Here is a 26,500-nt window from a genome sequence, read left to right as displayed (position 1 = left end):
CGGCCGAGGTCGCCCGCGCCGGACGACGGATCGAGCGGACACGTGTGTCTCCTGCGGGCATGCCGGGGGTCGATTCGCTGTATGTGCCGATTCCCGGGCCGGCACAAACTGACATGTGCGTGCGCGTGGCCGGCGATCGCGTGGCGACATTGTCGTCGCGCGACAGTGACGATTGACCGCCATCGCCCCGGCGCCCGTCCGCCGGGCTCGCGCGGGCCGGCGCGCCCGGACCGCCGCCGTCGCGGACCGCCGCTCGCCCGCCACGAAGGCCGGGCTGGCGCGTGAGACAGGCCGGAGTATCACAAACGGCCGCGCCGGCCACGGGCACGCGCGGGTGCTCGCGGTCGGCGCGGCGGCGGACGGCCGGCAGGCGAATCACTCGAGGGCGATCACCAGCTCGTAATCCGCCGCCTCGGAGGCGTCGGGGCTGTGGCTGACCTTGACGTAGACGTCGCCGGCGGCCGTGACCGGGCTGCTGGTGAAGTCCTCGTGGTAGGCGTAATCAGGCGACGGGCCGCCGAGCGAGGTGGTGCAGTCGCTGGCGAACACCTCGACGACGGTGTCGGTGGTCGGCTCGCCGGGCTGAGTGAGGACGTGGACGGTCTTGCCGACGTCGGCCTCCTCGACGGTGAAGACGAACCAGTCGACGTCGTTTACGTCGCGCAGCGAGCCGAGGGTCGACGACGAGGCAGCGACGCGGTTGGCGGCGCTGCACTCGTCGTTCGGCTCGGTCTCGGGCGGGGGCGGCGGAGCGGCGACGAGGTTGATGGTGTAGTCGTGCTTCTCGGCGCCGGCGGCATCCCAGTAGATGACGTAGATCGGCTCGGCGGCGTCGGTGTCGACGACGACGCGGGCTTCGGCGCCGAGCAGGTCGGCGAAGCGACCGCTGGCGGGCAGGACCGCGAGGATCGGGGTGGCGCCCTGGACACTGGCGGTGACGGTGAGCGTGAGCCGGGTCGGCTCGACGGGCGGGGTGAAGGTGTAGAGGACGGTGCCGTACGGCTCCTTGAGCGTGCCGACGTTGTCGCCCTCTTTCAGCGGGAGCGGGGTGCGAGCGGCGATCGGGAGGATGTCCGGCCCAGTCGAACGCACCTGCGAGCCGGTGGCGCCGCTGACGACGTGGAGGTCGTAGGTGCCGGGGGTGACGGGGACGTCGACGAGGAGGGCGAACTCTGCGCCGTACTGCTGGGCGTAGAAGTAATCGACGGTGAAGCCGGGCTCGTCGACGTAGAGGGTGTTCTCGACCGGATCGAACGGGGTCGAGATGTCGTGCTGGACGAGCTTGCCGTTGAGGATCGATCCGGGCGCGCGGGTGCCGTTGAGGACCTTGAAGGCGAGCGGGGCCTGGAGCGTGAAGGCGCCGGCGTAGACGGCCTCGACCTCGCCCTCGCGGACGGTGACGTCGCGGGCGCCGAGCGCGGCGTCCTCGTCGATGGTGATGCGCGCGACCAGGCCGGTGGGGCTGGCGACGCGCACGCTGTCGACGCGGATGCCGTCACCGAAGTCGACCGCGACGGCGTCGGTCCACTCGGTGTCGTCGCCGCTGATCGTGACGTCGAGGGTGCGCTCGAGGAAGGCCCGGTTGGGGTAGACGGCGCTGATGCTCGGGTCGGCGGCCGCGGGCTCGTCGGCGGCGGCGAGGGCCGGCTCGCTGGCGAGGATCGCGTCGCGCTGCGCGGCCAGGAGGCTCGACAGGCGGGCGCGGGCCGTGGGCGCGCCGGGGTCCGCGGGGGCCGTCGCGTGCAGGAGCAGGGTGGTCACGAGGGTCGCTTGCAGGATCATGAGGTTCTCCTTGCGAGCGCGACGAGCACGGCGAGCGCATTGCATCGAGCGTGTCGTCGCAATCGCGGCAGAGCCCGCAGGCGTGGCTGCGGGCGGGTCGAAGTTCGATCCCGTATGGGGCGATTGTCCGCGGCGAACAATCCGACATGTATGACCGGCGCTGCCGTGATTCACGGGCCGCGACGCGTCGGCGAGGCGCCCGGGGTTCGCGGCTTCGCCCCGGCGGATGCTCGCGCGCCTCGGCTCGATCGCGGGCGGCCGTGGCGTCTCGCCGCGCAGACCCGGCGGCCGTCCGCTCGCGCGCGGCCGCGGCGGGGCGAGCGAGGCCCGCGGAGGGTCGCTATCACGGTCGGGCCGGGCGACGCGGCCGGGCCGGCGTCAGGCGCAGGCGGCGGCTCGCGGCGCGGGTGGCCTTTCGGGCAGGTCCGAGAGGACCGGTGCTTCGGGACATGCTCGATCGAGCATGTCCGTTCGGGCTGGTGCGGAGCGGGCGGCTCAGCGGCCGATGCCGGCGTACTCGAAGCCGAGGGCCTCGACGTGCTGGCGGTCCCACTGGTTGCGACCGTCGAGCAGCAGGGAGCCGGCCATGATCCGCTTCAGGCGCTCGAAGTCGGGGCTGCGGTACTCTCGCCACTCGGTGGCGAGGACGAGGGCGTGCGCGCCCTCGGCGGCGTCGTAGGGGTCGGCGGCGAGGGTGCAGGCGGCGGCGACGTGCGGGGGCAGGCTGGCGACGAAGTTCTTGCCGGCCTCGGGGTCGTGCAGGCGCAGGCGGGCGCCGTCGCCGACGAGGGTGCGGACGATCTTCAGCGCCGGGGCCTCGCGCACGTCGTCGGTGTTGGGCTTGAACGACAGGCCCCACACGGCGAAGGTCTTGCCGGCGAGGTCGCTGCCGAGCCGCTGCCGCAGCTTGCGGACGATGACGAGCTTCTGCGCCTCGTTGATCCGCTCGGCGCTGGCGACGATCTCGAGCGAGTGGCCGAACTCGCGGGCGGTGGTGAGGAGGGCGCGGATGTCCTTGGGGAAGCAGGAGCCGCCGTAGCCGACGCCGGGGTAGAGGAACTTGTTGCCGATCCGCGGGTCGGAGCCCATGCCGCGGCGCACGAGCTCGATGTCGGCCCCGAGCGCGTCGGCGAGGTTGGCCATGTCGTTCATGAAGCTGATGCGCGCGGCGAGGTAGGCGTTGCAGGCGTACTTGGTGAGCTCGGCCGAGCGCGCGTCCATGAACAGGATGCGGTCGCTGGTGCGGCAGAACGGCTGGTAGAGCCGGTGCAGGACCTCGCGCGCGTGGGGGTCGTCGGTGCCGACGATGACGCGGTCGGGGTGCATGAAGTCGTCGACCGCGGCGCCCTCCTTGAGGAACTCGGGGTTCGAGACGACGGTGAACGGGACGCGCGTCTGCTCGCCGACGATGCGGGCGATCCGCTCGGCGGTGCCGACCGGCACGGTGCTCTTGTCGACGATGATCGTCGGCCGGGTGATGTGACGCCCGATCTCGCTCGCGGCCTGGTAGAGGTACGAGAGGTCGGCGCTGCCGTCGGCGGCGGTCGGCGTGCCGACGGCGAGGAAGATGACGTCGCCGTGCACGGCGGCCTCGGCGTTGCTGGTGGTGAAGCGCAGGCGCCCGGCCTGGATGTTGTGCTCGACCAGCGGCTCGAGCCCGGGCTCGAAGATGGGCAGCTTGCCGGCCTTGATCGAGTCGATCTTGGCGGCGTCGATGTCCGCGCACAGAACATCGTTGCCGTAGTCGGCGAACACCGCGGCGGCGACGAGGCCGACGTACCCTGTACCGATGACGCTGAGCTTCATGAGGCGCGCGGGAGGATACCGAAACGCCGCCGCGTCTGCTACGGTGGCCGTTACCCGTGGCGACGCCGAGCGAGCCGAGCGAACCCGCCGAGATCACTCGCGCCGCCGCGTTGTCGCGGCTCGTGTACTTGCTGCCCGTGATCGGCGCGCCGCTCGGGATGGGCGCGGCGATCTTCGCGTCGTTCGCGATCGCAGGGTGGCACGTGACGCACTCGGCGATCGTGCAGGTCGAGCCGCAGTGGGTGGCAGGCGAGCCGGTGGCGGCGCGCGTGCAAGTGCTGGACGGCGGCGGTCAGGCGGTGCCGGACGCGCGAGTCGAGGCGACGCTGCGCCGCGGCGAAGAGCGCGCGGCGCTCGGGACGCTGCGCGACGCGGCGGCGGTGGGGACGGCGCAGGGCCGCCTGACGGCCCCGGCGTGGGCTCCGGGCCCGGCGACGCTCGAGCTGGCGATCGCGGGGCACGAGCAGTTCCGCGAGACGGTCGAGGTCGAGCTGGTCGCGTCCCGCGCGCCCCGCCGCGGGACGCCGACGGTGTCCGGTTCGACGAAAAATTACGCAGATGACACCGAACCGCAGCCCGAGAAGCTGCGCATCGTGCTGCGCCCGCTGGGCCGGCTGGCGGCCGGCTTCGAGAACGCGCTGGTCGCCCGGGTGACCGACGCCGAGGGCAAGCCGCGCCGCGGGCCGGTGGAGGTCCGCCTGCTCGACGGCGAGTTCGGCCACCACAAGGCGACGAGAGAGGTGCCCGCGGTGGTCAGCCGCGGGGAGACGGACGCGGCCGGGCTGGTCCGCGTCGACGGGCTGCTGGCCACCGACGTGGTCCGCTTCGAGGTGCGGGCGCTGGCTGGTCCAGAGGACATGTCTCAAGCGGCAGGTGCGAAGGAGCCTGGCGCGAAGGACATGGCCGTGGGGGCAGGTGCGAAGGGGAAGGCGACGGGCGGCGGAGCGAAGGACGCGAGCGGGGCGGACGGAGCGGGAGCGAAGGACGCGAGCGGCGGAGCGAAGGGCGCGAGCGCAGGTGCGAAGGGCGCGAGCGCAGGTGCGAAGGACGCGGGCGCAGAAGCGAAGGACGCGAGCGCAGAAGCGAAGGACGCGGGAGCGAAGGACGCTGGGGGCGACGCGGGCGCAGCGGGGGCGAAGGGCTCGGACGCAGCGAAGGGCGAGGCGGCGGGTGCGAAGGAGGGCGAGGCGGCCGGGGCGGGTTCGGAGTCGGCGATCGCGGCGCGGAAGTTTCGCATGGTCAGCTTCGCGGGGGCCGTGACGGTCGACGTGGCGCCGTGGACGGCGGGGGCCGGCGACGCGCTGACGATCAAGGCGCGCGGGCTGCGGCCCAAGCGGGCGGTGTTCGTCGACGTGCGCGGGCCCGACGGGGCGTGGGTCGACACTCTCGAGCCGCCGGTGGTGGGGCCGGAGCCGCCGCGGACGTGGTCGTCGGCGGGGCTACAGCCCGGGCTCGTGCAGGTCGAGGCGTATCACTTCACGAATGCGCCGGGCGAATCGTCGGCGCTGGCGCGGGTGGTCCTCGGGCCGGCGCCGGGGCAGGGGCCGCCGCTGTCGAGCCTGGTCGCGCTGCAGCGCGAGCGTCTGGCGATGCCGCGGGTCGAGAAGGACTTCGACGCCGGGCTCGAGGGCAAGTACCTCGACGCGCTGGCGGCGGTGAGCCTCGACCCGGAGGCGCAGAAGCTGGCGGAGGCGTGGCTGATCGGGACGCTGCCGGTGGAGATCCACGGGCCGCCGACGGCGCTGTCCACCCGCAGCCGCGAAGACGCGGACATGGCGGCGCAGCGCCGGCTGTGGGCCGATCGCGTGCGCCTGTTGCTGCTCGGCGGCGGGGGGCTGTTCCTCGCGGTGACGACGCTGCTGATCGTCGTCAGCCATCGCGGCGCGGCCGAACGCCTGGCCCGCGAGATGCTCGGGCAAGGCCCGGAGGTGGCCGCCGAGGTCCGCAAGGCCCAGCGCGCGGTGCTGTGGCGCGCGCTCGGGCTGCTGGCGTCGATGGCCTTCGGGCTGATATTGACGGTGGCGGTGCTCGACAAGCTGTTCTGGCAGACATGACCGAAGGGTCATGTTCGATCGAGGCGGCGAGCGCCGGCGCGGCCTGCTCGTCGGAGCATGTCCCTGCGGACATGCGCCTGCGCATCTTTTTATAAGATGTCCCGACGGGCATGCCCGTTCGGACAGTTTTTAAAGAGAAGAGAACGTCAGGCGAAGGCCTTGCGCAGGAGCTGCTCGAGCTCGTCGAGGGCGGCGCGGAAGGCGTCGATCCGCGGGCCGAGGATGGGCAGGTTCTCGGGGACCGACAGCTCCTCGATGTCGCGGCCGTATTCGAGCAGCGGGCCGCCCGACAGATTGGCCAGCGTGCCGACCACGCGGTGGGCGATCCGTCGCACCCCGGCGGCGTCGCCGGCCGCGAGCGCGGCGGTGAATTCTTCGTGGATCTGCGGCAGATCGGCGGAGAAGAGGCCGACGAGCATCGCCAGCAGGTCGCGACGACCGCCGAGACGCGCGAGCAGTTCAGCCTCGTCGACCTCTACAGGAGGCGGCGCTTGCACGTGTTCATCCTCGCGGATCTCGGCGCGCGGCGCAAGCTCGCGGCGCGTGGCGAGGCGAGCTACAGCCCGGCTCGCGGCGCTGCAATCGCGCCGACGTCGACGACGCGTGGTTTGCCCGTGAGAACGTTGTTGCTCGCGATCGCGGCGAGCTCGGCGATGGCCGATCGGCGGCGGCGTGCGCGAGCTGCGGGGGGCCGGGACGCGGTTCCGGCCGATTCCTTGGGCGCCGGATCGGGCGTGCTATGGTGCGGCGCCATGAACGCTCCGCGCGCGATGATCCTCGCCGCCGGCCTCGGCACGCGTCTCGGCGATCTCAGTGCCCAGCGCCCGAAGCCGATGTTGCCGGTGTGCGGCACGCCTCTGGTGCGCTGGGTGGCGCTGTGGCTGCGCTCGCAAGGGGTGCGCGAGGTGGTGGTCAACCTGCATCACCTCGGCGACCAGATCGAGGCCGAGCTCGGCGACGGGTCGAAGCTCGGGATGGCGATCGCCTACTCGCGCGAGGACGGCGAGATCCTCGGGACAGGTGGCGCGCTCCGTCACGCGCGGCACCTGCTCGACGACGGCAGCGGCGCGCCGATCGTGGTCGTCAACGGCAAGATCTTGCTCGAGCTCGAGCTGGACCGCGTGCTCGCGACCCACCGTGCGGCGAAGGCGGAGGCGACGATGGTGCTGCGCCCCGACCCCGAGGCCGAGCGCTGGGGGAGCTTGCGCGTCGACGCGTCCGGACAGGTCGTGGGTTTGCTCGGGGCGCACAGGCCCGGCGCCGAGGCAGCCGAGCCGCTGATGTTCACGGGGGTTCATGTCCTCGAGCCGCGGTTCTTGGACCGCATCCCCCCGCAAGGCCCGCAGTGCGTGATCCGCACGGCGTACACCGAGCTGTTCCACAGCGGCACAGGGCTCGCCGGGGTGGTGACCCGCGATTACTGGTGGGAGCACTCGACGGTGCAGCGCTACCTGCAAGGCGTGGCCAACGTGCTCGAGGGCCGGGTGCGCCTGCCGTACGCGGAGCGGCATCTGCGAGGCGTGGCCGCCAGCGCGACGATCGGTGCGGGGGCGCACGTCGACCCGGCGGCGTGGATCGGCGAAGGGGCGGTGATCGGCGCGGGGGCGCACGTGGGACCGCGAGTGCAGATCGGTGACAGGGCCGTGATCGCGCCCGGGGTGCGCCTGCGCGACGCGATCGTGTGGGACGGGCTCGACGTGACGCGCGATGTCGAGTGCGCAGTGCTGTCCGAAGGGACAGGCTGAGCGGGGACCGCGGGCGGTCGCGAGCGCGCGCGCTTCGGCCGATACCTTGACGATGTTCGCGCCGGTCCGCTATGTCCGGCCGATGCATCTTTTCAAAATGACCCTGGGCGCGGCGCTGGTCGCCGGTTCGCTGTCCGGCTGCGTGATCGGCACCGGCGGCACCGACACGAACATCACCAGCCTCGGCAGCGATTCCACCGTGACCGCCGCCACTGACAGCACGGCCGGGACCGAGACGACCGACACCACCGCCGGCACCGACAGCACCGACGGCACCGCGACCGACTCCGACGGGACCGATGGCACGGCGACCACGCCGACGACGACGACCGCCCCGACGACGACCGACGCGACGACGACCACGACGACCACGACCACCTCGACGACCACCGACACCGGTGGCGCCCTGTGCGGCTGGAGCCCGCGCGACAACTACTACAGCTGCAACTTCGAGGGCGAGGATCCGGAGGGCACCCACCCGATCGCGTGCCCCACGGGCCTGGTCGAGGGCGACCCGTGCGCCACCACCGGCCTCACCGGCGAGGGCTGCTGCGACGAGAACGGCGACAACTGGTACTGCGGCGAAGAGAACGAGATGCAGATCGTCGTGCTCGCGTCCTGCAGCTGAGCGACGACCCGCGTCCCGCGGACAGGGCCCCCCGCGCGTTCGCTCGCGGGGGGCTCGCGCAATTCAGGACTGCGCCTCGGTGCGGCCCATGAGCTCGTCGATCTTGGCGCGCAGGAACTCCGACAGCTGCTGCGTGCTCGACACCCGGAACTGCGCCAGCTCGAACACCAGCTTGGTCTGCTTGTCGAACTTGAACAGGCTGGTCTTCTCGACCTCCATGCTCAGCTGGAGGTTGGCGCCGAGGTACTCGACGGCGAGGTTGATGTCGGTGACGCCGAAGTCCTTGCGCAGCTGGACCGGCGGCTGAAACTTGCCGGTGAAGCGCTGCCCGAGCGGCTCGGGGTCGAGCTCGGCGAGGCGATAATCGAGGGCGCCGAGGGCGTCGCGGATCTTCTCGATGTCGAGGTTGCGGACGGTGATCTGGCTGGCCGCGGCGATGTCGTAGGCCCACTCGATGTCGACGTAGCCGCGGACCTCCCAGTGGACGTCGCGGCCCGACGGCGAGGTGCCCGGCGGCACGCGCAGCTGGAAGGTGAGCGGCAGGACCTCGTTCTTGGCGGTCCGCCACGGGCCCTGGCGCACCAGCACGCGATCCCAGACGTGGCCGTTCTTGGGCCCGCGCTTGTGGTGCTCGACCAGCTCGACGAAGATCGAGGCGACGGTCTCGTTGTCGAGCGCGGTGAACTCGAGGTAGCCGTCGATGACCGCGGCGTTGGTGAAGGTGTCGCCGCGCAGCGCGATCAGCAGCACGCCGTTGTTGTTCGAGCCCTGGCGCCGGTAGGCGTAGTCGGCCGCCTTCGGCGCAGTGGTGCCGCCGATCCCCAGCATCGTCTTCATCGGCCCGCCCTGCGAGGGCGGATCCTGGAAGGCCGCCGCGACGGCCGCGACCGGGCTCGCAGGGGCCATCTTGGCGGCCTTGCGCGACTCGATCAGCGCCTTGAGCTCGGCCGGCATCTCGCCCAGCACCGTGGCGCCGCCCTGGCCGCCGCCCTGCCACTCGACCAGCAGCGGGATGTGGCCGAGGAACACCTGCTGCCCGGGCTCCAGCGGCTGCGGGTCGGCCCCCACCGGCTCGCCGTTGATCCACGTACCGTTCGACGAGCCCATGTCGCGGATGACGAGCCGGTCGCCGACGAACGCGACCTCGGCGTGGCGCCGCGAGACGCTGACCTCGCTGGTGGGGAGGCCGCAGGTCGGATCGCGGCCGAGGAGGACGCGCGGGTTGCCGACGTCGAGCTGAACGGAGGCGCTGCCGAGCTGGAGCTTGACCTTCTGCATGCCCCGCATGGCAACCGCATTCGCTTGCAGAGTCAACAGGTGCGGGGAAAAACGGCGACACCGCGGCGAATCACGAGCGCTCGCGCGACCGTGGTGCGAGGCCGCAGAAACATGTTCACGCGCCGCCGAGCAGGCGAATTCGCCGAGCTCGACCGTTGGGGTCTCCGGCCTCCATCGCCTCGAGCTTTCGCGCGTGGAAGAGAGCCTCGTCGCGCCGCCCGAGCCGATGCAGACTGACGACGAGATCCCAGCGATAGCGGGCGCTGGTCGGCTCGAGCTCGACTGCGCGGGCCTCGAGCGCCGCCGCTCCGGCGAGGTCGCCGCGGGCGTAGACCGCCGCCGCGAGCGCGTGGAGGTGGGCCGCGGTGGGCTCGAGGTCGACTGCGCGGCGCAGGTCGTGCTCGGCGAGGGCGAGGTCGCCGTCGCGGAGGGCGATCGTCCCGCGCGTGGCGTGGGCCCGCGCGCGCTCGCGATCGCCGAGGACGACGGCGGGTGCGTCGAGGAGGCGGAACCCGTCGACATCCTCGGTGGGCGCGCCGGTGTACTCGGGCGCGGCGAAGGCGGCGGCGATCGCCGCGCGGGCCTCGTCGCGGCGGCCGAGGCGATCGAGGAGGACGGCGCGGGTGACGTGATGCGGCGCGATCGGGTCGAGCTCGACGGCGCGATCGACGTCGCGGAGGGCGTCGTCCGGCGCGAGCGCGGCGCGGAGGCTGGCGCGGCGGTGGTAGGCGACGGCCAGCGGCAAGACGACGTAGGGGCGCTGCCGCGGCACGAGGTCGGGCAGGCGCGCCTCGCCGGCCGCGATCACGTGGTCCCAGTCGAGCACGGGCGGCGGCAGGACGTCGACGACCGGGAGCGCGGACAGCCGGGCGTCCCAGGCGCCCGCGGGCCCGAGCTCGACGAGCAGGCGCGCGAGGCCGGCGACGTCGCGGACGACGGGCTCGCCCGCTGCCAGGCGGCGGATGGCGTCGACGGCCGCAGGTTGCCCGCGCGCGGGCGGAGCGAGCGAGAGGTAGAAGCCGGCCAGGCGCGCGAGGTCGCGGGCGATTGGGTCGCAGTGCGGGTCGTACTTCGGCGGCAAGTCGCCCGGCGGTTCGTCGAGGATCGATCCGGCGAGGCGGTCCTGGAGGTCGCGCGCCAATGCGTCGGGCTCGCTGGCCGGCGGGTCATCGTCGAGATCGGCGAGGGCGAGGTGACCGGGGACGAGCCAGGCGATCTTCCACTCACCTGACTCTTGGGTCATGCGGAGATTGTGTCGGCCGAAGCCGATCGGCGTCGTCAGGTCGTGGGCGGGAAAACCTCGCGCGGTGCGACCGCACTCGCCGCCGCAGCCGATCGCGTGCAGGCGGGCCACGACCTCGCAGGCCGCGAGCGCGCACGCGGCCGCCTGCGCGGGCCGCAGCCGCGGCCGCGGAACGGCGGGCGGAGGCTCGGCGAACACGACGCCCGGGCCGACGTGGAGGATCGGCACGGTGTGCGGCATCGCAGCGGCGATGACGTGGTGCGCGACGGACTCGGTCCACATGTCGGCGGCCCACGACCAGACGGGCCCGTCCGGCGGCTCGAGGACGCGGACGCGCGCGCCGGTGCGGCGGTCGACGGCGAGGGTCCACAGGTCGTCCTCGCCGTAGGGCCGGTCGTTGTAGTGCTGCTCCCACCACAGCGACTTGAGGCTGCGCCCGCTGGTGACGACCTCGAAGCGGTCGGCGATCACGCGCGGCGACGTCATCGCGGCCGCTCCTGCAGGCGCGTGCGCGTGCCCGTCACGAGGGCAGCGGCAGCCAGCGCCGCGAGCCACAGCGCGAGGGCAGGGAGCTCCTTCTCGGGCGGCGGCGCGGGGGTCGGTGGATCGCGCGGCTCCCAGTCGTGCGGCCGCTCGGCGTCGGGCAAGACGTCGGCGGCGGCGAGCGTGGGCCAGGCGAAGAGGGCGAGGGCGAGCGAGCTCGACCGGAGCATGGCCGGAGAGTAGCGAGGGCGCGGCGAGCCCTCAAGCCGGCGTGGCAGAGCGCGCGGACGCGCGAGAGATGTCCTCCGGACCAGGTGGTCCGAAGGACAGGTCGGGCGCGGCTGCGCGCCCGCGAGTCCGCCGCGCTCGAGATGTCCGCAGGGACAGGTCAGGCGGCCGCCGGCGCTTCCTCGTTGAGGAGCACCAGCAGGACCTCGAGGGCGTCGACGACGGTGAAGATGCCCTGCAGAACGCCGCCGCGCATGACGAGGGCGGCGCCGATCTTGCGCTCGGACATGTCCGCGACGACGCTCGCCAGGGGGCTGTCGGGGTCGCAGACGTAGGGGTCGGGCGTGCACACCGACTCGACGGTGGTGTGCTGCGCGTCGAGGCCCTGGACGCCCAGGGTGTGGCCGATGTCGCGGTCCGAGACGATGCCGACGAGGTGACCCTGGCTGTAGACCGGGAGGTGCCGGACCTGCAGCTGAAACATGCGCGTGTACGTGTCGACGAGGTTGAGGCCGCCGTCGATGACGGCCGGATTGCGGGTCATGAACTGGCCGACAGTGAGCTGAGACCGGCGCATTGCGAAGTCCTCCTGGCGACAGTCTGACCTGGATCGTGCGATCGCGCCAAAATGGCCCGCAGGGGGGCCTGCGGGCCGGTATGGGAGAGGTCGCCGGCGACTGCGAAGATCGCGTGTGGTAGGGTGCGCGCCATGCAGAGACTTACGACCCTTATGGCGGCGCTGGCCCTGACTGCCTGCCCGCAAGACTCCGGCGACGAGACCGGGGGGACCGAGACCTCGGACCCGACGACGACGACCTCCGAGACGAGCGACGGCTCGGCGTCGACGACGACCTCGGCGACGGCGACGACGACGACGACGGACACGACCGGTCCCACGACTGGCCCCACCACCGGCGAGACCACCGACGAGACTGCAGGCACCTCGACCACCGAGGATCCGACCGAGGGCGTGTGCGCGCTGCCGCCGCTGCCCGAGGAGACCGTCAACGCGCTCGGCTTCAACGTGTTCGGCCAGAGCTACGAGGCGAAGCCGGGCGCGATGCTGGACCTGTCGGTCGGCGCGATCGAGTGCTGCTACATCAAGCAGACGGTCGAGGCCTGCGTGACCTACTCGGTCAGCCCCGCCGAGGGCGCCACCATCAACGCCGTCGGGGCGCTGACGATCGCGGGCGACGTGGCGCCGGGCACGGTGTTCACGGTGACTGCGGACGTCGAGGCCGGCCGCAAGGTGCTGACGACGGAGGTGTTCGTGTACACGCCCGAGACGAACCCGTTCGTGGGCATCTGGCACGAGGTGGCGCAGCTGCCGTGCGGCGGCGGGGCCGAGGTGGCGCCGGAGCAGGCGATCCAGGAGCTGTGGTTCCGCGCCAGCGGCGAGGTCCAGGTGACGTGGTCGCCGTTCGAGGTCTACTTCGACTACTGGTCCGACTACACCTACGACCTGCAGACCGGCGACCTGACGATCACGCCGACGGGCGGCAACTACGTGCCGGCCGACGTCGAGGGGGTCGGCAAATTCTCGATCGAGGGCAGTCAACTTGTCCTCGAGGACATGTGGCTCGGCTCGCCGCAGAACGGGATGACGCCGGCCAACTGCGGCCACCGCTTCGAGCGCTAGGTCGCAGGCTTTCGTGGGGGCGGCGCGCCAGATCTGCCCATAAGGACAGGTTCCGGGCGTCGCCTTGCGAGGGGTAGACGCCTTTGATAGCGTCCGCCCGTGCGTACTATCGTCGTCCCTCGCGCGTCGGGCCCGGAAATATCGGCACCGCGGCTCCCGAACCGTGGCCCACTAGCTCGCCCTCTCCGTATCCTCGCGTGTGCATTTCTGTCCGCGCACCTCTTCGCGGCCTGCGGCAACGACAAGGACCCGCTCGAATCGGCCACCGGCATGAGCGGTGGGCCGAGCGGTGGGCCGAGCGGCGGCCCGAGCGGCGAGCCGACCGACGGCAACGCCAGCGAGAGCGGCACCACGGGGGGACAGGGGCAGGCAGCGTGCGAGCAGTATCTCGCGTGCATCGGCGTCGTCACTCCCGCGGCGTTGCCCGAGGCCGAGGCGAGCTTCGGTCCCTCAGGCACCTGCTGGCAGAGCAGCACCGGCGAGCAATGCCTCGAAGCGTGCGCGTCGGCCCTGGCCACCCTCGCGATGTTGTTCCCCGGCGAGCCCGCGTGCGGCAGCGGTGGCGTCGGTACCACGAGCACCGCCGACCCCGAAACGAGCACCGACGGCGAGAGCACGAGCACCGGCGAGAGCACGAGTACGAGCACGAGCACGAGCACGAGCACGACCGATTCGCCGCAGACCACCACCGACCCCGGCCTCTGCAGCGACCCGCCGAACCAGGCCAACCACGCCGCGTGCACCGACGAGTCGGGCTGCGGTTGCAGCTCCGGCCGCTGCTTCGTCATCCCCGTGCTGGGCGGCCTCTGCGGCGAGTGCAACGGCGACGCCGACTGCGAAGGCTTCGGCTGCACCGTCCCCAACCCGATCGCGGGGCTCGGGTCCAAATGCAATCAGGGCGGCTACGGGCAGGGCTGCGAGACCGACGCTGTCTGCCAGAACGGTGACGCCGTCTGCGGCGAGATCTTCGACATCCCCGGCATCCTCACCGTCAAGACCTGCGGTCACTGCACGACCGACGCCGATTGCAGCAACTCGCAGATCTGCACCCCCGCCTACGACATCCCCAACTTCACCGGCTTGAACGGCTGCGTCCCCGAAGGGACGGTGGGGAACGACGAAGGCTGCTCGCTCGCCCCCGGCGGCGAGGCGGCCTGCAGCTCCGGTCACTGCGGCGCCGCGACCGTCATGGGGCTGCTCGAGCTCGGCGTGTGCGGCGAGTGCTCCAGCGACGGCGACTGCGGCCCCGGCGAGATCTGCAGCGAGTCGCAGGTGGACCTCGACCTCGGCACCCTCACCGGCGCCAAGTGCCTGTGACGCCCGCCGTCATGAGATGACCTCGAGGACATGTTTGAAGAGGCATGTCTCGAGGTGCACTCGGCGCCCTCGCGTCGGTGCCGCGCGGACCTACGAGATCGGGGCCACGCGCACCGGGAGGCCGCCGCTCGGGCCGGCGGTGATGCCCTTCTGCTGCGCGTGGATCTTGAAGTCGGGGCCGCGGCTCGACTGGTTGCTGGCAGGGCGGCTGCGGCGGTTCCGCGGGCTCCTTGGGGCCGATTTCGGCCGGGCGATGGCGCGCGACGCGGAGCGCGACGACCCGGCTGTCCACCCGTACCACCGGGACGAGTTCTCGGCGCTGGCCCGTGCGGCGTCGTAGGGGAATCTCCGCGGCGGCTGCGTGTAGGAGACTACATGATTCTTCGGACATGTTGTAACGGGATCGTAATCGCGGCGGCGGCGGCGGCGCGGCTGCGCTCGACGGCGAGGGCGGCGGTGTAAAGTCGGCGTCGACGCATGTCGAATCCCAGCAACGACAAGCCCCTGTTCCGCAGCGTCGCCACCTTCGTCGCCTTCGTCCTGGTCGGCGTCGGCGTGTACGGCTGGCTGCAAGCGACCCGCGCGGCGCCCCGCCAACGCACCGCGGTCGAGCAAGGCCGCCCGGTGCGGGTGCTCGACCTGGCGCCGCTCGAGGTGGTGCCGCGGGTGGTCGGTTACGGCGCGGTCGAGGCCCAGCGCGAGTGGCAAGCGCTGGCGCAGGTGTCGGGCACGGTGGTCGAGGTGGCGGACCGGCTCGAGAGCGGGCGGATCGTGCAGGAGGGGACGGTGCTGCTGAAGATCGACCCCGGCAGCTACGCGATCGAGCAGGGCCGCTCGGAGGCGGTGGTGAAGGCGGTGCGGGCCCAGATCGCCGAGATCAAGGCGCGCGAGGCCAGCGCGGCGTCGAACCTGAAGATCGACGAGCGCTCGCTCGAGCTGGCCCGCGGCGAGTTAGGGCGCGTGCGCTCGTTGTACGAGCAAGGAGCGGCGCCGCTGACCGACGTCGAGGTGGCGGAGAAGGCGGTGATCGTCGCCGAGAAGACGGTGCAGACGTTCCGCAACACGCTCGGCGAGCTGCCGGCGACCCGCCGCGTGCTCGAGGCGCAGCTCGAGCAGCAGCAGGCCGGGGTGGCGACGACCAAGCTCGAGCTGGCGAAGACGGAGATCGTGGCGCCGTTCACGATGCGCCTGCGCGAGGTCAACGCGGCGCTCGAGCAGGTGGTGACCGGGGGGCAGGCGCTGATCGTCGGCGACGGCATCGACGTGTTCGAGATCCCGGCGCAGGTGCCGGTCGGCAGCCTCGGCTCGCTGCTGCCGCCGCGCAAGCCCGACGAGCCGCGGCCGGAGCCGGGGGCGCCGTCGCGGATGGAGTCGATCGAGGCGATCGTGCGCCTCGAGGGCCAGGGGGTGCAGCGGGCGTGGAAGGGCAAGTTCCGCCGGTTCGGCGGGATCGACCCGAACACGCGGATGATGATCGCGGTGGTCCAGGTCGACGAGAACCGCGAGCCCGGGTCGCAGCCGCAGGGGCCGCGGCTCAACCGCGGGCTGTACGTCGAGGTCGAGCTGCGCGGGCCGCCGCGCGCCGACTGCCTGGCGGTGCCGCGCGCGGCCTACCACGACGGGACGCTGTACGTGGTCGGCGCGGAGGACAAGCTCGAGCTGCGCAAGGTCGAGGCGACGCTGGTGCAGGAGGAGTACGTGTGCGTGACCGGCGAGGTGCAGGCCGGCGACAAGATCGTGCTGACCGACCTGGTGCCGGCGCTGGCAGGGATGCTGCTGGCGCCGCGCGTCGATGACGAGGGGACCGCCGCGCTGCAGCGGGCGGCCCGCGGGGAGGCGTCGTGATCGTCTACTTCGCGCGGCACCCGACGGCCGCAAACCTGTTGATGTTGGTGTTCGTGATCCTCGGCGTGGTGGCGCTGCCGGGGCTGCGCCGCGAGTCGTACCCGGAGTTCGAGCCGTCGCAGATCCGCATCAGCGCGGCCTACCCCGGCGCGGACGCGGAGATCGTCGACGAGACGCTGGTCCAGAGCATCGAGGAGGCGATCGCGGGGCTCGACGGGGTGGCGGTGATGACGTCGCAGGCCCGCGAGGGCTCGGCGTCGATCACGATCGACGTCGAGGACAAGGTGCCGCTCGCCGACGTCCTGGCCGACGTCAAGTCGGCGGTCGACGGCCTGCGCGACCTGCCGCCCGACCTCGACCCGCCGGTGGTGGCGGCGGCGACCCGCCGCGCGGCGGTGGCCTCGATCGCGGTGACCGGGCCGATGTCGGCCCAGGACCTCAAGCTGTACTGCGAGCAGCTCCGCCGCGAATTGCTGCGCGACGAGCACATCGCCCAGGTGACGATCGCGGGCTTCTCGACGCATCAGATCCTGATCCAGCTCAAGCAGTCGGCGCTGGCCCGTCACGGTCTGTCGGTCGCCGACGTGGCGGCCGCGGTGCAGGCCCAGAGCGTCGACAGCCCGATCGGGACGATCGAGCGCGCCGGCGGCGACATCCTGGTCCGCTACTCGGACAAGCGCACCGACGTGTCGGCGCTGGCCGAGCTGGTGGTCAAGGGCGCGGCCGGAGGCGCGGAGATCCGGCTGGCCGACGTGGCCCGGATCGAGGACACGTTCGCGGTCGAGGAGGAGCAGACTCAGTTCAACGGCGAGCGCGCGTGCACGCTCGGGATCACCAAGACGGCCTGGCAGGACAGCCTCGACGTGCTCGGCTCGATCGAGGCGTTCCTCGCCGACCAGGAGCTGCGCAAGCCGACCGGGGTCAAGCTGACCCTGACGCAGAACGTGGCCTCGGCGGTGGCCGACCAGATCGGGCTCTTGTTCACCAACGCGTGGCAGGGGCTCCTGCTGGTGTTCGTGACGCTGTGGCTGTTCTTCCACGTGCGCCTGGCGTTCTGGGTCGCGGCCGGCCTGCCGGTGTCGGTGCTCGGCTCGCTGTGGGTGCTCGGGCAGCTCGGGCAGACCGTCAACATGATGACGATGATGGGAATGCTGGTCGCGCTCGGCCTGGTGATGGACGACGCGATCGTGTTCGCCGAGAACTTCGCGGCCCACCGCGAGCGCGGGGCCTCGGCGATGCGCGCGGCGGTCGACTCGGTCAAGGAGGTCGCGTCGGGGGTGATCTCGTCGTTCCTGACGACTGTGGCGGTGTTCGTGCCGCTGATGGGCATCGAGGGCCGGATCGGCCGCGTGCTGCAGGTGATCCCGATCGTGCTGGTGGCGGTGCTGGCGGTCAGCCTGATCGAGGCGTTCTTCATCCTGCCGAACCACCTCGCGCACACGTTCCGCGACGTCGACCCCAACGCGAAGAGCAAGGCGCGCGCGTGGTTCGACGAAGGGTTCGCCCGCTTCCGCGAGCGCCGGCTCGGCGGGGCGGTCGACTTCGCCATCCGCCACCGCTGGGCGACTCTCGGGCTGATCGTGGCGCTGCTGCTCGGCTCGGTCGGGATGCTGTCGAGCGGGCGCCTGCGCTACGTGGCGTTCCCGGCGGCGGAGGGCGACGTGGCGGAATTCCGGCTGGCGCTGCCGCCCGGAGCCCCGCTCGAGCGCACGCAGCAGGAGGTCGACCGGGTGGTGGCCGCGGCCTGGCGTGTCAACGACAAGCTGACGCCGGAGCAGCCGGAGCAGCAGCCGCTGGTCCGCAACGTGTCGGCCCGCTTCAACTACAACGCCGACGTGACCGACGAGTCGGGGCCGCACCTGGCGACGGTGTCGGTCGACCTGCTGAGCATCGAGGCGCGCTCGACCACGCTCGACGGGTTTTCGAAGGCGTGGCGCGAGGAGACGGGGCCGCTGCCGAGCGCGGCGGTGACGAAGTTCGCCGAGGGCACCAAGGGCGGCCCGGCCGGCAACGCGATCGAGGTCGAGATCCAGTGCGAGGACCTCGACCGCGCGAAGGAGGCGTCGCAGCGGATCCAGGCGTGGTTCATGCAGAACCCCGGGGTGTTCGACGTCGGCGACAACCTCGACCCGGGCAGCGAGCAGGTGCGCGTGCGCCTGCGCCCGGGCGCGGGCTCCCACGGGCTGACCGGCAGCGCGGTGGCCCAACAGGTCCGCTCGGCGCTGACGGGCGTGTCGGTCCAGACGTTCCACACCCACGGCGAAGACTACGAGCTCTACGTCGAGCTCGAGCACCGCGGTCGCGACACCATGGCCGACCTCGAGCTGATGCCGGTCACGGTCGCGCCCGGCGTCAACATGCCGCTCGGGTCGATCGCCACCATCGAGCTGACGAGCAGCTTCGCCCGCCTCAACCGCCGCGACAGCGTGCGCACGGTGACGGTGACGGGCAGCGTGTCGGCGGAGGAGGCCAACGCGTCGGAGGTGATGAGCCGCTTCATGGCCGAGGCGGCGCCGGAGATCGAGCGCGAGTTCCCGGAGGTCCGCCTGGCGGCCGGCGGGGCGGCCAAGCAGTCGGCCGAGGCGCTGAACTCGATGCTGACGCGGATGATGATCGGGCTGTTCGCGGTGTTCGCCCTGCTGAGCCTGCAGTTCCGCAGCTTCGTGGCGCCGCTCATCGTGATGCTGGCGATCCCGTTCGCGTTCGTCGGGGTGATCTGGGGCCACCTGCTGATGGGCATGCCGCTGTCGTCGCAGAGCATCTTCGGCCTCATCGCCATCTCGGGGGTGGTGGTCAACGACTCGATCTTGTTGATGGAGTTCATCAACATGGCCCGCGTCCGCGGCGACTCGCCCGCGGTCGCCGCCGGCCAGGCCAGCCGCGACCGCTTCCGCGCGGTGCTGCTGACGTCGGCGACGACCATCGCCGGCCTGTTCCCGATCATGTTCGAGACCAGCCGCCACGCGCAGTCGCTGGTGCCGGTGGCGGCGTCGATCGTGTTCGGCCTGGCGGCGTCGACGGTGCTGGTGCTGGTCGTCATCCCCGCGGCGTACGCGGTCCTGGCCGACGTCGGCCTGGCGCCGAAGCCGTTCGCGGGCGACGAAGAAGAGTAGGTCGAAAGAACAGGGCCTTCAGGGCATGCTCGCATGGGCATGTCCGGAGGGTCATGTCTTTTGAGGCGCGTCCGGCGGGCCGCGCGGTAGCTCGAGGACGAACGCGGCGCCGACGGGTGATGCGTCCTCGACCCACAGATCGCCGCCGTGGAGCCGGGCGGTCTTGCGGGCGATGTACAGCCCGAGGCCGGCGATCCCGGCGTGCTCGCCGCGACCGAAGCGCTCGAAGATCTGGTCGCGCAGCTCGGGCCGGACGCCGGGGCCCTGATCGCACACGGTGCAGCGCACGCGAGCGGACGCGTCGGTGACCGTCACGGTGATCGTGCTGCCCGGCGGCGTGTGTCGCACCGAGTTCTCGAGCACGTTGCCGAGGACCTGGCCGATCCGCACGGGGTCGACGACCAGCCGCGGATCGGCGGCCGGGCAGCGCAGCTCGAGGGCGACTCTGGCCCGCTCGGCGGCGCCCTGGACCGCCTCCATGGCCTCGTGGACGAGGTCGACCAGCGAGACCAGGCTGCGCTCGAGCGCGACGACGCCGCCGCCCAGCCGCGCGGCCTCGAGGACCCGCGTCATCAAGGCGTCCATCCGCGCGACGTTGCGGGCGATGAGGCCGCTGCGCCGGCCGACCTCGGCCGGAGACGGGCGATCGGCGGCCCGCGCCAGCATGTCGGCCTGGAGCCCGATCGTCGTCAGCGGGGCGCGCAGGTCATGGGCCATCGCGGCCATGAAGTCGTCGCGCAACGAGCCGAGCGCCTCGAGCCCGGCCCGCGCGGCCTCGAGCTCGGAGGCCCGGCGGCTGAGGTCGCGGGTCAGGTTGGCCAGCTCGGTGTTGCTGGCGAACAGCCGCGCCTCGAGGGCCACGCCGTAGCGCGGATCGAGCGGCGCGGCGACGAGGAGGTGCTCGCGCGCCCGCAGCGGCACGACCAGGAATCGCAGCGGCCGCGAGTCTCCGTCGTCCGGCATCACCTGCAGCTCGTAGACGGCGGCCGCGTCGGCGGTCAACGCGGCGGTCAGCTTGCGGCGCGACGTCGCTTCGACCAGCGCGTCCATGCGCTCGCCGACGCGTGCGCGTGCGCCGAGCAGGGCGATCACGGCGGGGCTGGCGGCGGCGATCCGGCCGTCGACGAGGTGGAGCACGACGAGGCCGTGGGGGTGGTCGAGGAGCGCGGCGAGCAGCGAGCCGTCGCTCATGACTTCCACCTCCGCGCCCACTCGACAGCCGCGCGCGCCGACGACAGCACCGTGCCCTCGCTCTCGGGCAGATCGGCGAGCTCCCTGCCGAGCATCGCCGAGCCGCCGACGAGGATCTTCGGGCTCGAAGGCTGGCGCCGCAAGCCGGCGACGAGCGGCGCGAGGGCGCGGCGACGGGTGGGCATGGTCAACGACAGGACCACCAGCCCGGGCCGCGTTTGCGCCACTGCCTCGAGCAGCGCGTCGTCCGCGACGTCGGCGCCGAGGAACATGCCGTCCCAGCCGTCGAGCGTCAGCAGGTCGGCGACCATGCGCGCGCCCAGCTCGTGGCGCTCGCCCGCGACGCAGGCGATGACCGCCCGCGGCCCCGGCGGCGGCCACGGAAACTCGGGGTAGAGCGCGCCCAGCACCGACTGTGCGAAGGCGGTGGCCACCTGCTGATCGGCGATCGTGATCTCGTTGCGCATCCACATGTCCCCGATTCGCGCGAGCGCGGGCCGCACGACGTCTTCGTACAAGTGCCCGACGCCGCGCGCGAACGCCTCGCGCGCGCAGGCGAGGGCGCCCGGTCGATCGCCGGCCAGCAGCGCGAACGCGAAGCGGTCACCCTGGGTGGGTTCAAGAGTCACGAAAGCACCCCTGCGCCGTGGAGGATGCAGCGCTCGCCCTCGCCGTAGACGGCCACGGGTGAGCGTAGCATCCGGCCGCCGGCGCTCCCGGCGAGCCCGACGTCGGCGGTTCAGCCGCCGAGCCCCTGCCGGCGAGGGGCGCCGAACTGGTTCGAGCGGAGCGCATGAATCGCCGAGCCCGCTGCAACCACGGCGGCGGTCGCGGCCGGGCGGCGAGGACGAGGCCGCGTCGAGGTCACGCGGCGCTCGGCAGGAGGTCCAGCCTGGAACATACCTTTTGAACATGTCTTGGAGGACATGGCGAAAAGATCATGTGTGCGTCAGGGGAGCCTCGGCCCTCGACCCGACGCTGAAGGTCCAGCGCCGTCAGTCGGCATAGGCGCCGTAGGCGGTGACTTCGAGGGCGGCGGTGTGGAAGTCACCTGCGGCGGGGTCGGCGAACAAGGGGCGGCCTCGACGACGGGGCCTTGGCGAAGCCGCCGATGTCGAAGGTCATGTTGCGGAGGACGACGTGGCTGCCCTGCTCGGCGAAGGTGACGCGGCCGCGCAGGCGCACGCCGTCGCGGCTCTCGCCGACGAACACGATCGGTGCGTCGACCGGGTCAGATCGACGCGGGTGGTGCCGTCGGGGCAGGCGCCGGGGAGGTCGGTCCACTCACCGATGGCGATGTCCTCGGCCTCGTCGCCGGTGGTGCCGGTGGTCGGGTCGGCGTCGGTGGTGCCGGGTGCAGGGGTCGAGGTCGTGGGGGTCGCGGTGGTGGTGGCGTCGGTCGCGGCGCCGGTGGTGGTGCCGTCCGCGGTGGCGGAGCCACTGCTGTCGCTGCTCTCGCCGCCGCTGGTGGCGTCGCCGGGGGTGCCGGTGTCCCCGCTCGCAGGACCGCCGCAGGCCGACTGGAGGGCCAGCAGGAGCGGCAGGAAGAGGGCGAACTTCGGCGCAGGCATGGCGCCGAGCATAGAGAAATCTGGATGCCGGAATGGGCGCACGACCGCACGCGGATGGAGGGCATGTCGCGCGGGAGGGTCGGCGCCGCGCGGTCCGGTCGGCTTCGAGCCGCCAGCCGCGCGCAGAGTGGGGGCGCGCATGGGGAGGAGCGGACGAGTCGGCCGCGGACCTCGGGCCCGCTCACTCGCATGGGGGTGGATTCGACATGCTCGTAAGAGCATGTTTGAAAGAGCATGTCTGATAGAACATGTCTCTTGGCACATGCCCGGAGAGCCATGCCTCGAGCGGGGTCATCCGGGCGTCGTGGCCGCGAGCACCCGCTCGAGGGTGGGCAGCAGCTGTTCGCCGCGGAGGGCCGCGCCGACCTCGACGATGGTGCCGGTGCCGTCGACGAGGACGCCGGTGGGGATGCCGGAGAAGCCGAAGCGGGCCATGGTGGCGGCCTCGCCGCCGCGGCCGACGAACGCGTGCGTCCACGGCATCGACCAGTGCTTGTCGCGGAAGGCCTGGACGTCGCCGGGGCGCTGGTCGGTGGAGACGAACACGAACTCGATCCGGGGCCGCTCCGCCGGGCCCAGCTTGCGCAGGCCGTCGGCGCCCGAGCCGGCCTCGAGGCCGTGGATGGCGGCGTAGGCGGCGTGGAGGTCATGCATGTCGGCGACGCAGGGGCCGCACCAGGTCGCCCAGAATTCGACGAAGTACATCCGGCCCCGGCGATCGGCCTGCACCACCGGCGGCGCACCGGCGGCGAGCGCGGGGAACTCGAAGTCGGGGAACGGCTTGCCGCGCTGGAGCGCGCGGTCGGGGTCGAACTGCTCGGCGAGGTGCTTGGCGGTGAACGTGCCGGCGAACCGCGGCTCGCGGACGCGGGCGTACAGCTCGGCGACGCGGGCGTCGAGGCCGCGATCGCGGGCGCGGTAGAGGAGCTGCGACAGGCCGCCGAGGGCGATCTCGGGGTCGGGATGGGCCTCGGAGCGGGCGAACCACGCCTCGGCCCGCGCGGCGAAGGTCTCGTCGGCGGTGCCTAGCACGTAGGCGAAGAGGTTGTGGATGTTCAAGAACACGCCGAGCCGTGGGTCGAGCGGATCGACGCGCGCCAGCAGCCAGTCGGCGCGCTCGCGGGCGTCGGCGGGGTCGTCGTGGCCGAAGAACAGATCGAGGTGGGCGAGGCGCAACAGCATGCGCTCGTCGTCGCTGGCGGCGGCGTCGGCCTCGGCGAGCGCCTCCGCGGCCAGCGCGGCGAAGGTCGCTTTCTGGGCCGCGTCGGGGGCGAGCATCTTCCCGTCCTTGCGCATCATGCTGCGCTGCAGCGCGTAGACCCGGGACTCCCAGGCGTCGCGGTAGAGCCGGACGGCGCGCAGCCCGGGCGGTTCGCCGCGCCACTCGAGCTGCGCCGGCTTGCCCGCGGGCGGCAGGGCGGCGAGGTCGAGCTCGAGCGCGTCGCGGCGTGCGAGGTCGACGACCGACCAGTAGTCGCCGCCGCCGTCGGGCTCGTAGCTGTCGGCGAGCGGGCCGTTGTAGGTGCGCCCGCCGCCGCCGGCGAGCTGGTAGCGCAGCTGCACGGCCTGCTTCGGCCGGCCGGCGAGGTCGAGCCGGTAGGTGCCGGCCGGAGTGCGCGCGACGGTCTTCGACTCGACTGCGAGCGGGCGGTGATCGGGGCCCAGGAACTGCAGGTTCAATTGCAGCGCCTCGGGGGACTGCGGCCGGGCGTAGGTGCCGAGGTTGCCCTCGACCTCGACGGGGCCGTTCACCAGCAGGTGCTGCCCGGCCTGGGCGTGATCGACCGCGGCGACGCTGAGCCAGTAAAAGCCGGGCTCGACGTCGACGCGGAAGCTGCCGTCGGCGGCCAGCGCCCCACTGGCGACCGGCTTCATGAAGCCGTTGCGGGAGACGGTGAAAACGCCTGCTCGCAGCGGAGAGCCGTCGTGAGCGCGGAGGCGCCCGGCGATCGTGCTCGCGGCCGGGGCGGGCGCCGGCTCCGGCGTGGCCGCGGTGGCGACGGGCGCCGCGGCCGGAGGGGCCGGAGCGTGGCCTGCAGAGTCGCAGGCAGCGAGCACGAATAGCCAGGAGATCATGCCAATACGCATGCGGTGGACCATAACACGGGAGGCGATGCGCCGCGATCGGAGGGCGTGCTCCGGTCCGGGCAATGGGGGGCTGTCGCCGACTCGGAGGATCCGCGAGATGGCGGATGGGCCCGTCGCGAGAGGCAGGGATCGACGCCTGGTGCGCGGAGCATGGCCCCGGCACGAGGCGCAGGTCGGGGGCGGCTGGAGCAGAGGGAGGGATCCTCCCGCGGCAGGCCGCTGCGATCGCATAGGATGGCCTTCAGGGCATGCTCATAAGGGCATGGGCATGAAGACATGTCTTTCAGGGCATGTCGATAAGGCCATGTTCACGCTCACGGGCGGCCGATCGCTCGCGCCGGGAGCGCTGCGGCCGGGGTCGCCCGGGCCGCCTGCTGGAGGGTGGGCAGCAGCTCGTGATCGCGGAGGTCGTTGCTGAGCGCGACGATGGTGCCGGCCCCGTCGACGAGGACGCCCATGGGGATGCCCATGAAGCCGAAGCGCTCCCAGACGCCGCCGGCGTCCTCCGGCCCGACGATCGCGTGCGTCCACGGCATCGACCATTGCTGGGCGCGGAACGCCTCGACGTCGCCGGGCTTCTGATCGAGGGAGACGAACACGAACTCGATGTCGGGGCGCTCGGCCGGACCGAGCTTGCGCAGGGCGTCCTCGCCGGGCCCGGCCTGCAGGTTGTTGACCGCGGCGTAGGCGGCGTGGAGCTCGGGCATGCCGGCGACGCACGGGCCGCACCAGGTCGCCCAGAACTCGATGAAGTAGGGCCGACCGCGGCGATCGGCGCCCTTGACCGCAGGAGCGCCGGCGGCGAGCGCAGGGAACTCGAAGTCGGGGAACAGCTTGCCCGGCTGGAGCGCGCGGTCCGGGTCGAACTGCTTGGTGACGAACCCGGCGGTGAGGTTGCCGGCGAACCGCGGCTCGCGGACGCGGGTGTACAGCGCGGCGACGCGGTCGTCGAGGCCGCGCGCGTCGGCGCGAAAGAGGAGCTGCTGGAGGGCCGCGAGCGCGAGCTCGGCGTCGGGGTGGTCGGTTGCGTGGCCGAGCCACGCCTCCGCTCGCGCGGCGAAGCTCTCGTCGGCGGTGTCGAGCACGCGGCCGAGGTGGAAGGGGACCGACGAGAACAGGCCGAGCCGCGGGTCGAGCGGATCGACGCGCGCCAGCACCCAGTCGGCCTGCTCGCGCGCGTCCGCGGGGTCGTCGAGGACGGGGAACACGTCGAGGTAGGCGAGGCGCAGCAACATGCGCGTGTCGTCGTCGCCGGCGGCGTCGGCCTCGGCGCGCGCCTCGGCCGCCAGCGCGGCCAGGGTCGCCCGCTGCGCCGCGGTCGGCTCGAGGAGCTTGCCGTCCGGGGCCATCATGCTGCGCTGGAGCGCGGCGCTCCGCGGCTCCCAGGTCTCGCGGTAGAGCCGAACTGCTCGCTGGTCCGGCGGCTCGCCGCGCCACTCGATGCGCGCCGGCTTGCCCGCCGGCGGGAGCGCTGCGAGGTCGAGCTCGAGCGCGTCGCGCCCGGCGAGGGCGAGGACCGACCAGAAGTCGCCGCCGCCGTCGCTCTCGTAGCTGTCGGCGACCGGGCCGTTGTGGGTGCCATACTCGCGGCTGAGCTGGTAGCGCAGCTTGGCGGCGCGCTGGGGCCGGTCGGCGAGGCCGAGGCGATAGGTGCCGGCAGGCGTACGGGCGGCCGGCCGCCATTCCTCGGCCAGCGGCTTGTCCTCGGCGTCGAGCCACTGCAGGCGCAGCTGCAGGACCTCGCCCGGCTCGGGGCGGGGATAGGTGCCGAGCTCGCCCTCGACCTCGACGGCGCCCGCGAGCAGGAGGGGGCGCGAGATCTGGGCGTGATCGACGGCGCCGATGACGAGCGTGTAGAGGCCGGGCTCGACCTCGACGCGGAAGCTGCCGTCGGCGGCGAGCGAGCCGCTGACGACCGGCTTCATGAAGCCGTTGCGCTGGAGGGCGAAGCTGCCCGTGCGCAGGGGGGAGCCGTCGTGGGCCCGGAGGCGGCCGCCGACGGCGCTCACTGCCGGTGCGGGCGCCGGGGTCGATAGGGGCGTCGTCGTGGCTATGACGGGAGACGGGGCCGCCGGGGCCGGTGCGTCGGCCGCGGCGCCGCAGGCCGCGAGCACGAACAACCAGGGGAGGATACCAACGCGCATGAAGGCGAAGGCTAGCACGCCGCGGCGGCGCGAGCCGAGGTGTCCGACGGTCAGAAAGATCGGCGCGTCCGTCAGACCGTAAGCACGCCGTAAGCGACGCGAGAGGGCTGGCGCGAGGGGCATTGCGTCGGGGCGAGGCGGCGCGGCCGGACATTTTGTCATGGCTGCGTGGTTTAGAGGATGTCTATAAGGACATGTTTCGCGGGACACGTTCCGAGTGACGCGCTGGCTCAGGGGGACACATGAGGACCGCGGGAAATGGAACATGTGTCCATGAGGACATGTTCTTTTGGACATGCTTCGGCGATGTCTCGCGCGCGTGGCGGTGCGATGGCTGTCCCGAGA

General features: G+C 72.4%; 20 protein-coding genes. 8 read left to right on the top strand and 12 right to left on the bottom strand.

From position 1 onward, the window contains the following. Nucleotides 1-375: 375 nt before the first annotated feature. Together OV090_RS36820 and OV090_RS36815 are read right to left on the bottom strand one after the other, a co-directional pair. Entirely contained in the window at nucleotides 376-1,782 is a 1,407-nt protein-coding gene (locus OV090_RS36820) for a hypothetical protein (protein ID WP_267709400.1), read from the bottom strand. A gap of 495 nt (nucleotides 1,783-2,277) precedes the next feature. Further along, nucleotides 2,278-3,588, bottom strand: coding sequence for a UDP-glucose/GDP-mannose dehydrogenase family protein (locus tag OV090_RS36815; RefSeq protein ID WP_267709399.1), 1,311 nt, complete (start codon nucleotides 3,586-3,588; stop codon nucleotides 2,278-2,280). Between the two features lie 56 nt (nucleotides 3,589-3,644). Between OV090_RS36815 and OV090_RS36810 the strand changes: the two genes are divergently transcribed. Next, the gene (locus OV090_RS36810) at nucleotides 3,645-5,642 is read left to right on the top strand and encodes a hypothetical protein (RefSeq protein WP_267709398.1); all 1,998 of its coding nucleotides are present in this window, start codon (nucleotides 3,645-3,647) and stop codon (nucleotides 5,640-5,642) included. Between the two features lie 146 nt (nucleotides 5,643-5,788). Here the strand turns inward: OV090_RS36810 and OV090_RS36805 are convergent, their stop codons facing one another. After that, a complete protein-coding gene (locus OV090_RS36805; RefSeq protein ID WP_267709397.1) occupies nucleotides 5,789-6,139 on the bottom strand; it encodes an Hpt domain-containing protein in 351 nt (116 codons plus the stop codon). A 255-nt stretch (nucleotides 6,140-6,394) separates the two neighbouring features. Here OV090_RS36805 and OV090_RS36800 point away from each other — a divergent pair, with 255 nt between their 5' ends. After that, nucleotides 6,395-7,387 carry an NDP-sugar synthase gene (locus OV090_RS36800; protein ID WP_267709396.1) on the top strand — a complete coding sequence of 331 codons (993 nt, stop codon included), beginning with the start codon at nucleotides 6,395-6,397 and terminating at the stop codon, nucleotides 7,385-7,387. A gap of 82 nt (nucleotides 7,388-7,469) precedes the next feature. Beyond that, nucleotides 7,470-8,015, top strand: a complete 546-nt coding sequence (locus OV090_RS36795; RefSeq protein WP_267709395.1) for a hypothetical protein — start codon at nucleotides 7,470-7,472, stop codon at nucleotides 8,013-8,015. 63 nt (nucleotides 8,016-8,078) lie between these two features. Here the strand turns inward: OV090_RS36795 and OV090_RS36790 are convergent, their stop codons facing one another. The 4 genes from OV090_RS36790 to OV090_RS36775 all read right to left on the bottom strand — a co-directional run bounded on the left by OV090_RS36790 (nucleotide 8,079) and on the right by OV090_RS36775 (nucleotide 11,824). Further along, a complete protein-coding gene (locus OV090_RS36790) occupies nucleotides 8,079-9,293 on the bottom strand; it encodes an FHA domain-containing protein (RefSeq protein WP_267709394.1) in 1,215 nt (404 codons plus the stop codon). Nucleotides 9,294-9,408: 115 nt separating this feature from the next. Further along, nucleotides 9,409-11,022: a hypothetical protein gene (locus OV090_RS36785; RefSeq protein WP_267709393.1), complete on the bottom strand. Its 1,614-nt coding sequence runs from the start codon at nucleotides 11,020-11,022 to the stop codon at nucleotides 9,409-9,411. Next, complete coding sequence (locus tag OV090_RS36780; protein ID WP_267709392.1) at nucleotides 11,019-11,249, bottom strand: hypothetical protein; 231 nt, start codon at nucleotides 11,247-11,249, stop codon at nucleotides 11,019-11,021. The genes OV090_RS36785 and OV090_RS36780 overlap by 4 nt, the downstream gene beginning before the upstream one ends. Nucleotides 11,250-11,407: 158 nt before the next feature. Further along, entirely contained in the window at nucleotides 11,408-11,824 is a 417-nt protein-coding gene (locus OV090_RS36775; RefSeq protein WP_267709391.1) for a CBS domain-containing protein, read from the bottom strand. 132 nt (nucleotides 11,825-11,956) lie between these two features. Between OV090_RS36775 and OV090_RS36770 the strand changes: the two genes are divergently transcribed. From OV090_RS36770 to OV090_RS36750, 5 genes are all read left to right on the top strand, one after another. Continuing rightward, complete coding sequence (locus OV090_RS36770; RefSeq protein ID WP_267709390.1) at nucleotides 11,957-12,886, top strand: hypothetical protein; 930 nt, start codon at nucleotides 11,957-11,959, stop codon at nucleotides 12,884-12,886. A gap of 270 nt (nucleotides 12,887-13,156) precedes the next feature. Beyond that, complete coding sequence (locus tag OV090_RS36765; protein ID WP_267709389.1) at nucleotides 13,157-14,203, top strand: hypothetical protein; 1,047 nt, start codon at nucleotides 13,157-13,159, stop codon at nucleotides 14,201-14,203. Nucleotides 14,204-14,342: 139 nt separating this feature from the next. Continuing rightward, the gene (locus OV090_RS36760) at nucleotides 14,343-14,543 is read left to right on the top strand and encodes a hypothetical protein (protein ID WP_267709388.1); all 201 of its coding nucleotides are present in this window, start codon (nucleotides 14,343-14,345) and stop codon (nucleotides 14,541-14,543) included. Between the two features lie 137 nt (nucleotides 14,544-14,680). Continuing rightward, entirely contained in the window at nucleotides 14,681-16,048 is a 1,368-nt protein-coding gene (locus OV090_RS36755; RefSeq protein ID WP_267709387.1) for a hypothetical protein, read from the top strand. Continuing rightward, entirely contained in the window at nucleotides 16,045-19,161 is a 3,117-nt protein-coding gene (locus tag OV090_RS36750) for an efflux RND transporter permease subunit (protein WP_267709386.1), read from the top strand. Before OV090_RS36755 ends, OV090_RS36750 begins: the two co-directional genes overlap by 4 nt. Before the next feature lie 51 nt (nucleotides 19,162-19,212). On the opposite strand, the gene OV090_RS36745 is transcribed toward OV090_RS36750, so the two are convergent. The 5 genes from OV090_RS36745 to OV090_RS36725 form a co-directional block, all read right to left on the bottom strand. Next, nucleotides 19,213-20,352, bottom strand: coding sequence for a HAMP domain-containing sensor histidine kinase (locus tag OV090_RS36745; protein ID WP_267709385.1), 1,140 nt, complete (start codon nucleotides 20,350-20,352; stop codon nucleotides 19,213-19,215). Beyond that, complete coding sequence (locus tag OV090_RS36740; RefSeq protein WP_267709384.1) at nucleotides 20,349-20,981, bottom strand: cobalamin-dependent protein; 633 nt, start codon at nucleotides 20,979-20,981, stop codon at nucleotides 20,349-20,351. The genes OV090_RS36745 and OV090_RS36740 overlap by 4 nt, the downstream gene beginning before the upstream one ends. Before the next feature lie 492 nt (nucleotides 20,982-21,473). Next, on the bottom strand, nucleotides 21,474-21,923 hold the full coding sequence (locus OV090_RS36735; protein WP_267709383.1) for a hypothetical protein: 450 nt from the start codon (nucleotides 21,921-21,923) through the stop codon (nucleotides 21,474-21,476). A gap of 291 nt (nucleotides 21,924-22,214) precedes the next feature. Beyond that, the gene (locus OV090_RS36730) at nucleotides 22,215-23,999 is read right to left on the bottom strand and encodes a TlpA disulfide reductase family protein (protein WP_267709382.1); all 1,785 of its coding nucleotides are present in this window, start codon (nucleotides 23,997-23,999) and stop codon (nucleotides 22,215-22,217) included. A 326-nt stretch (nucleotides 24,000-24,325) separates the two neighbouring features. Continuing rightward, nucleotides 24,326-26,155 (bottom strand): TlpA disulfide reductase family protein, encoded by a 1,830-nt coding sequence (locus tag OV090_RS36725; protein WP_267709381.1) that lies wholly within the window; start codon nucleotides 26,153-26,155, stop codon nucleotides 24,326-24,328. Nucleotides 26,156-26,500: the final 345 nt, after the last annotated feature.

Source organism: Nannocystis sp. RBIL2, assembly GCF_026626745.1.
In the GTDB taxonomy this organism is placed as follows: domain Bacteria; phylum Myxococcota_A; class Polyangia; order Nannocystales; family Nannocystaceae; genus Nannocystis.
Note: the sequence above shows the minus strand (reverse complement) of the source record. Positions and strands in the feature narration are given on the sequence as shown.

Excerpts from the sequence above, each read along its gene's own strand:
- OV090_RS36725 (WP_267709381.1), bottom strand. The coding sequence starts at position 26,155 with ATGCGCGTTGGTATCCTCCCCTGGTTGTTCGTGCTCGCGGCCTGCGGC.
- OV090_RS36800 (WP_267709396.1), top strand. The coding sequence starts at position 6,395 with ATGAACGCTCCGCGCGCGATGATCCTCGCCGCCGGCCTCGGCACGCGT.
- OV090_RS36780 (WP_267709392.1), bottom strand. The coding sequence starts at position 11,249 with ATGCTCCGGTCGAGCTCGCTCGCCCTCGCCCTCTTCGCCTGGCCCACG.
- OV090_RS36820 (WP_267709400.1), bottom strand. The coding sequence starts at position 1,782 with ATGATCCTGCAAGCGACCCTCGTGACCACCCTGCTCCTGCACGCGACG.
- OV090_RS36730 (WP_267709382.1), bottom strand. The coding sequence starts at position 23,999 with ATGATCTCCTGGCTATTCGTGCTCGCTGCCTGCGACTCTGCAGGCCAC.
- OV090_RS36775 (WP_267709391.1), bottom strand. The coding sequence starts at position 11,824 with ATGCGCCGGTCTCAGCTCACTGTCGGCCAGTTCATGACCCGCAATCCG.
- OV090_RS36785 (WP_267709393.1), bottom strand. The coding sequence starts at position 11,022 with ATGACGTCGCCGCGCGTGATCGCCGACCGCTTCGAGGTCGTCACCAGC.
- OV090_RS36765 (WP_267709389.1), top strand. The coding sequence starts at position 13,157 with ATGAGCGGTGGGCCGAGCGGTGGGCCGAGCGGCGGCCCGAGCGGCGAG.
- OV090_RS36815 (WP_267709399.1), bottom strand. The coding sequence starts at position 3,588 with ATGAAGCTCAGCGTCATCGGTACAGGGTACGTCGGCCTCGTCGCCGCC.
- OV090_RS36790 (WP_267709394.1), bottom strand. The coding sequence starts at position 9,293 with ATGCAGAAGGTCAAGCTCCAGCTCGGCAGCGCCTCCGTTCAGCTCGAC.
- OV090_RS36735 (WP_267709383.1), bottom strand. The coding sequence starts at position 21,923 with ATGCCTGCGCCGAAGTTCGCCCTCTTCCTGCCGCTCCTGCTGGCCCTC.
- OV090_RS36755 (WP_267709387.1), top strand. The coding sequence starts at position 14,681 with ATGTCGAATCCCAGCAACGACAAGCCCCTGTTCCGCAGCGTCGCCACC.
- OV090_RS36745 (WP_267709385.1), bottom strand. The coding sequence starts at position 20,352 with ATGAGCGACGGCTCGCTGCTCGCCGCGCTCCTCGACCACCCCCACGGC.
- OV090_RS36770 (WP_267709390.1), top strand. The coding sequence starts at position 11,957 with ATGCAGAGACTTACGACCCTTATGGCGGCGCTGGCCCTGACTGCCTGC.
- OV090_RS36795 (WP_267709395.1), top strand. The coding sequence starts at position 7,470 with ATGCATCTTTTCAAAATGACCCTGGGCGCGGCGCTGGTCGCCGGTTCG.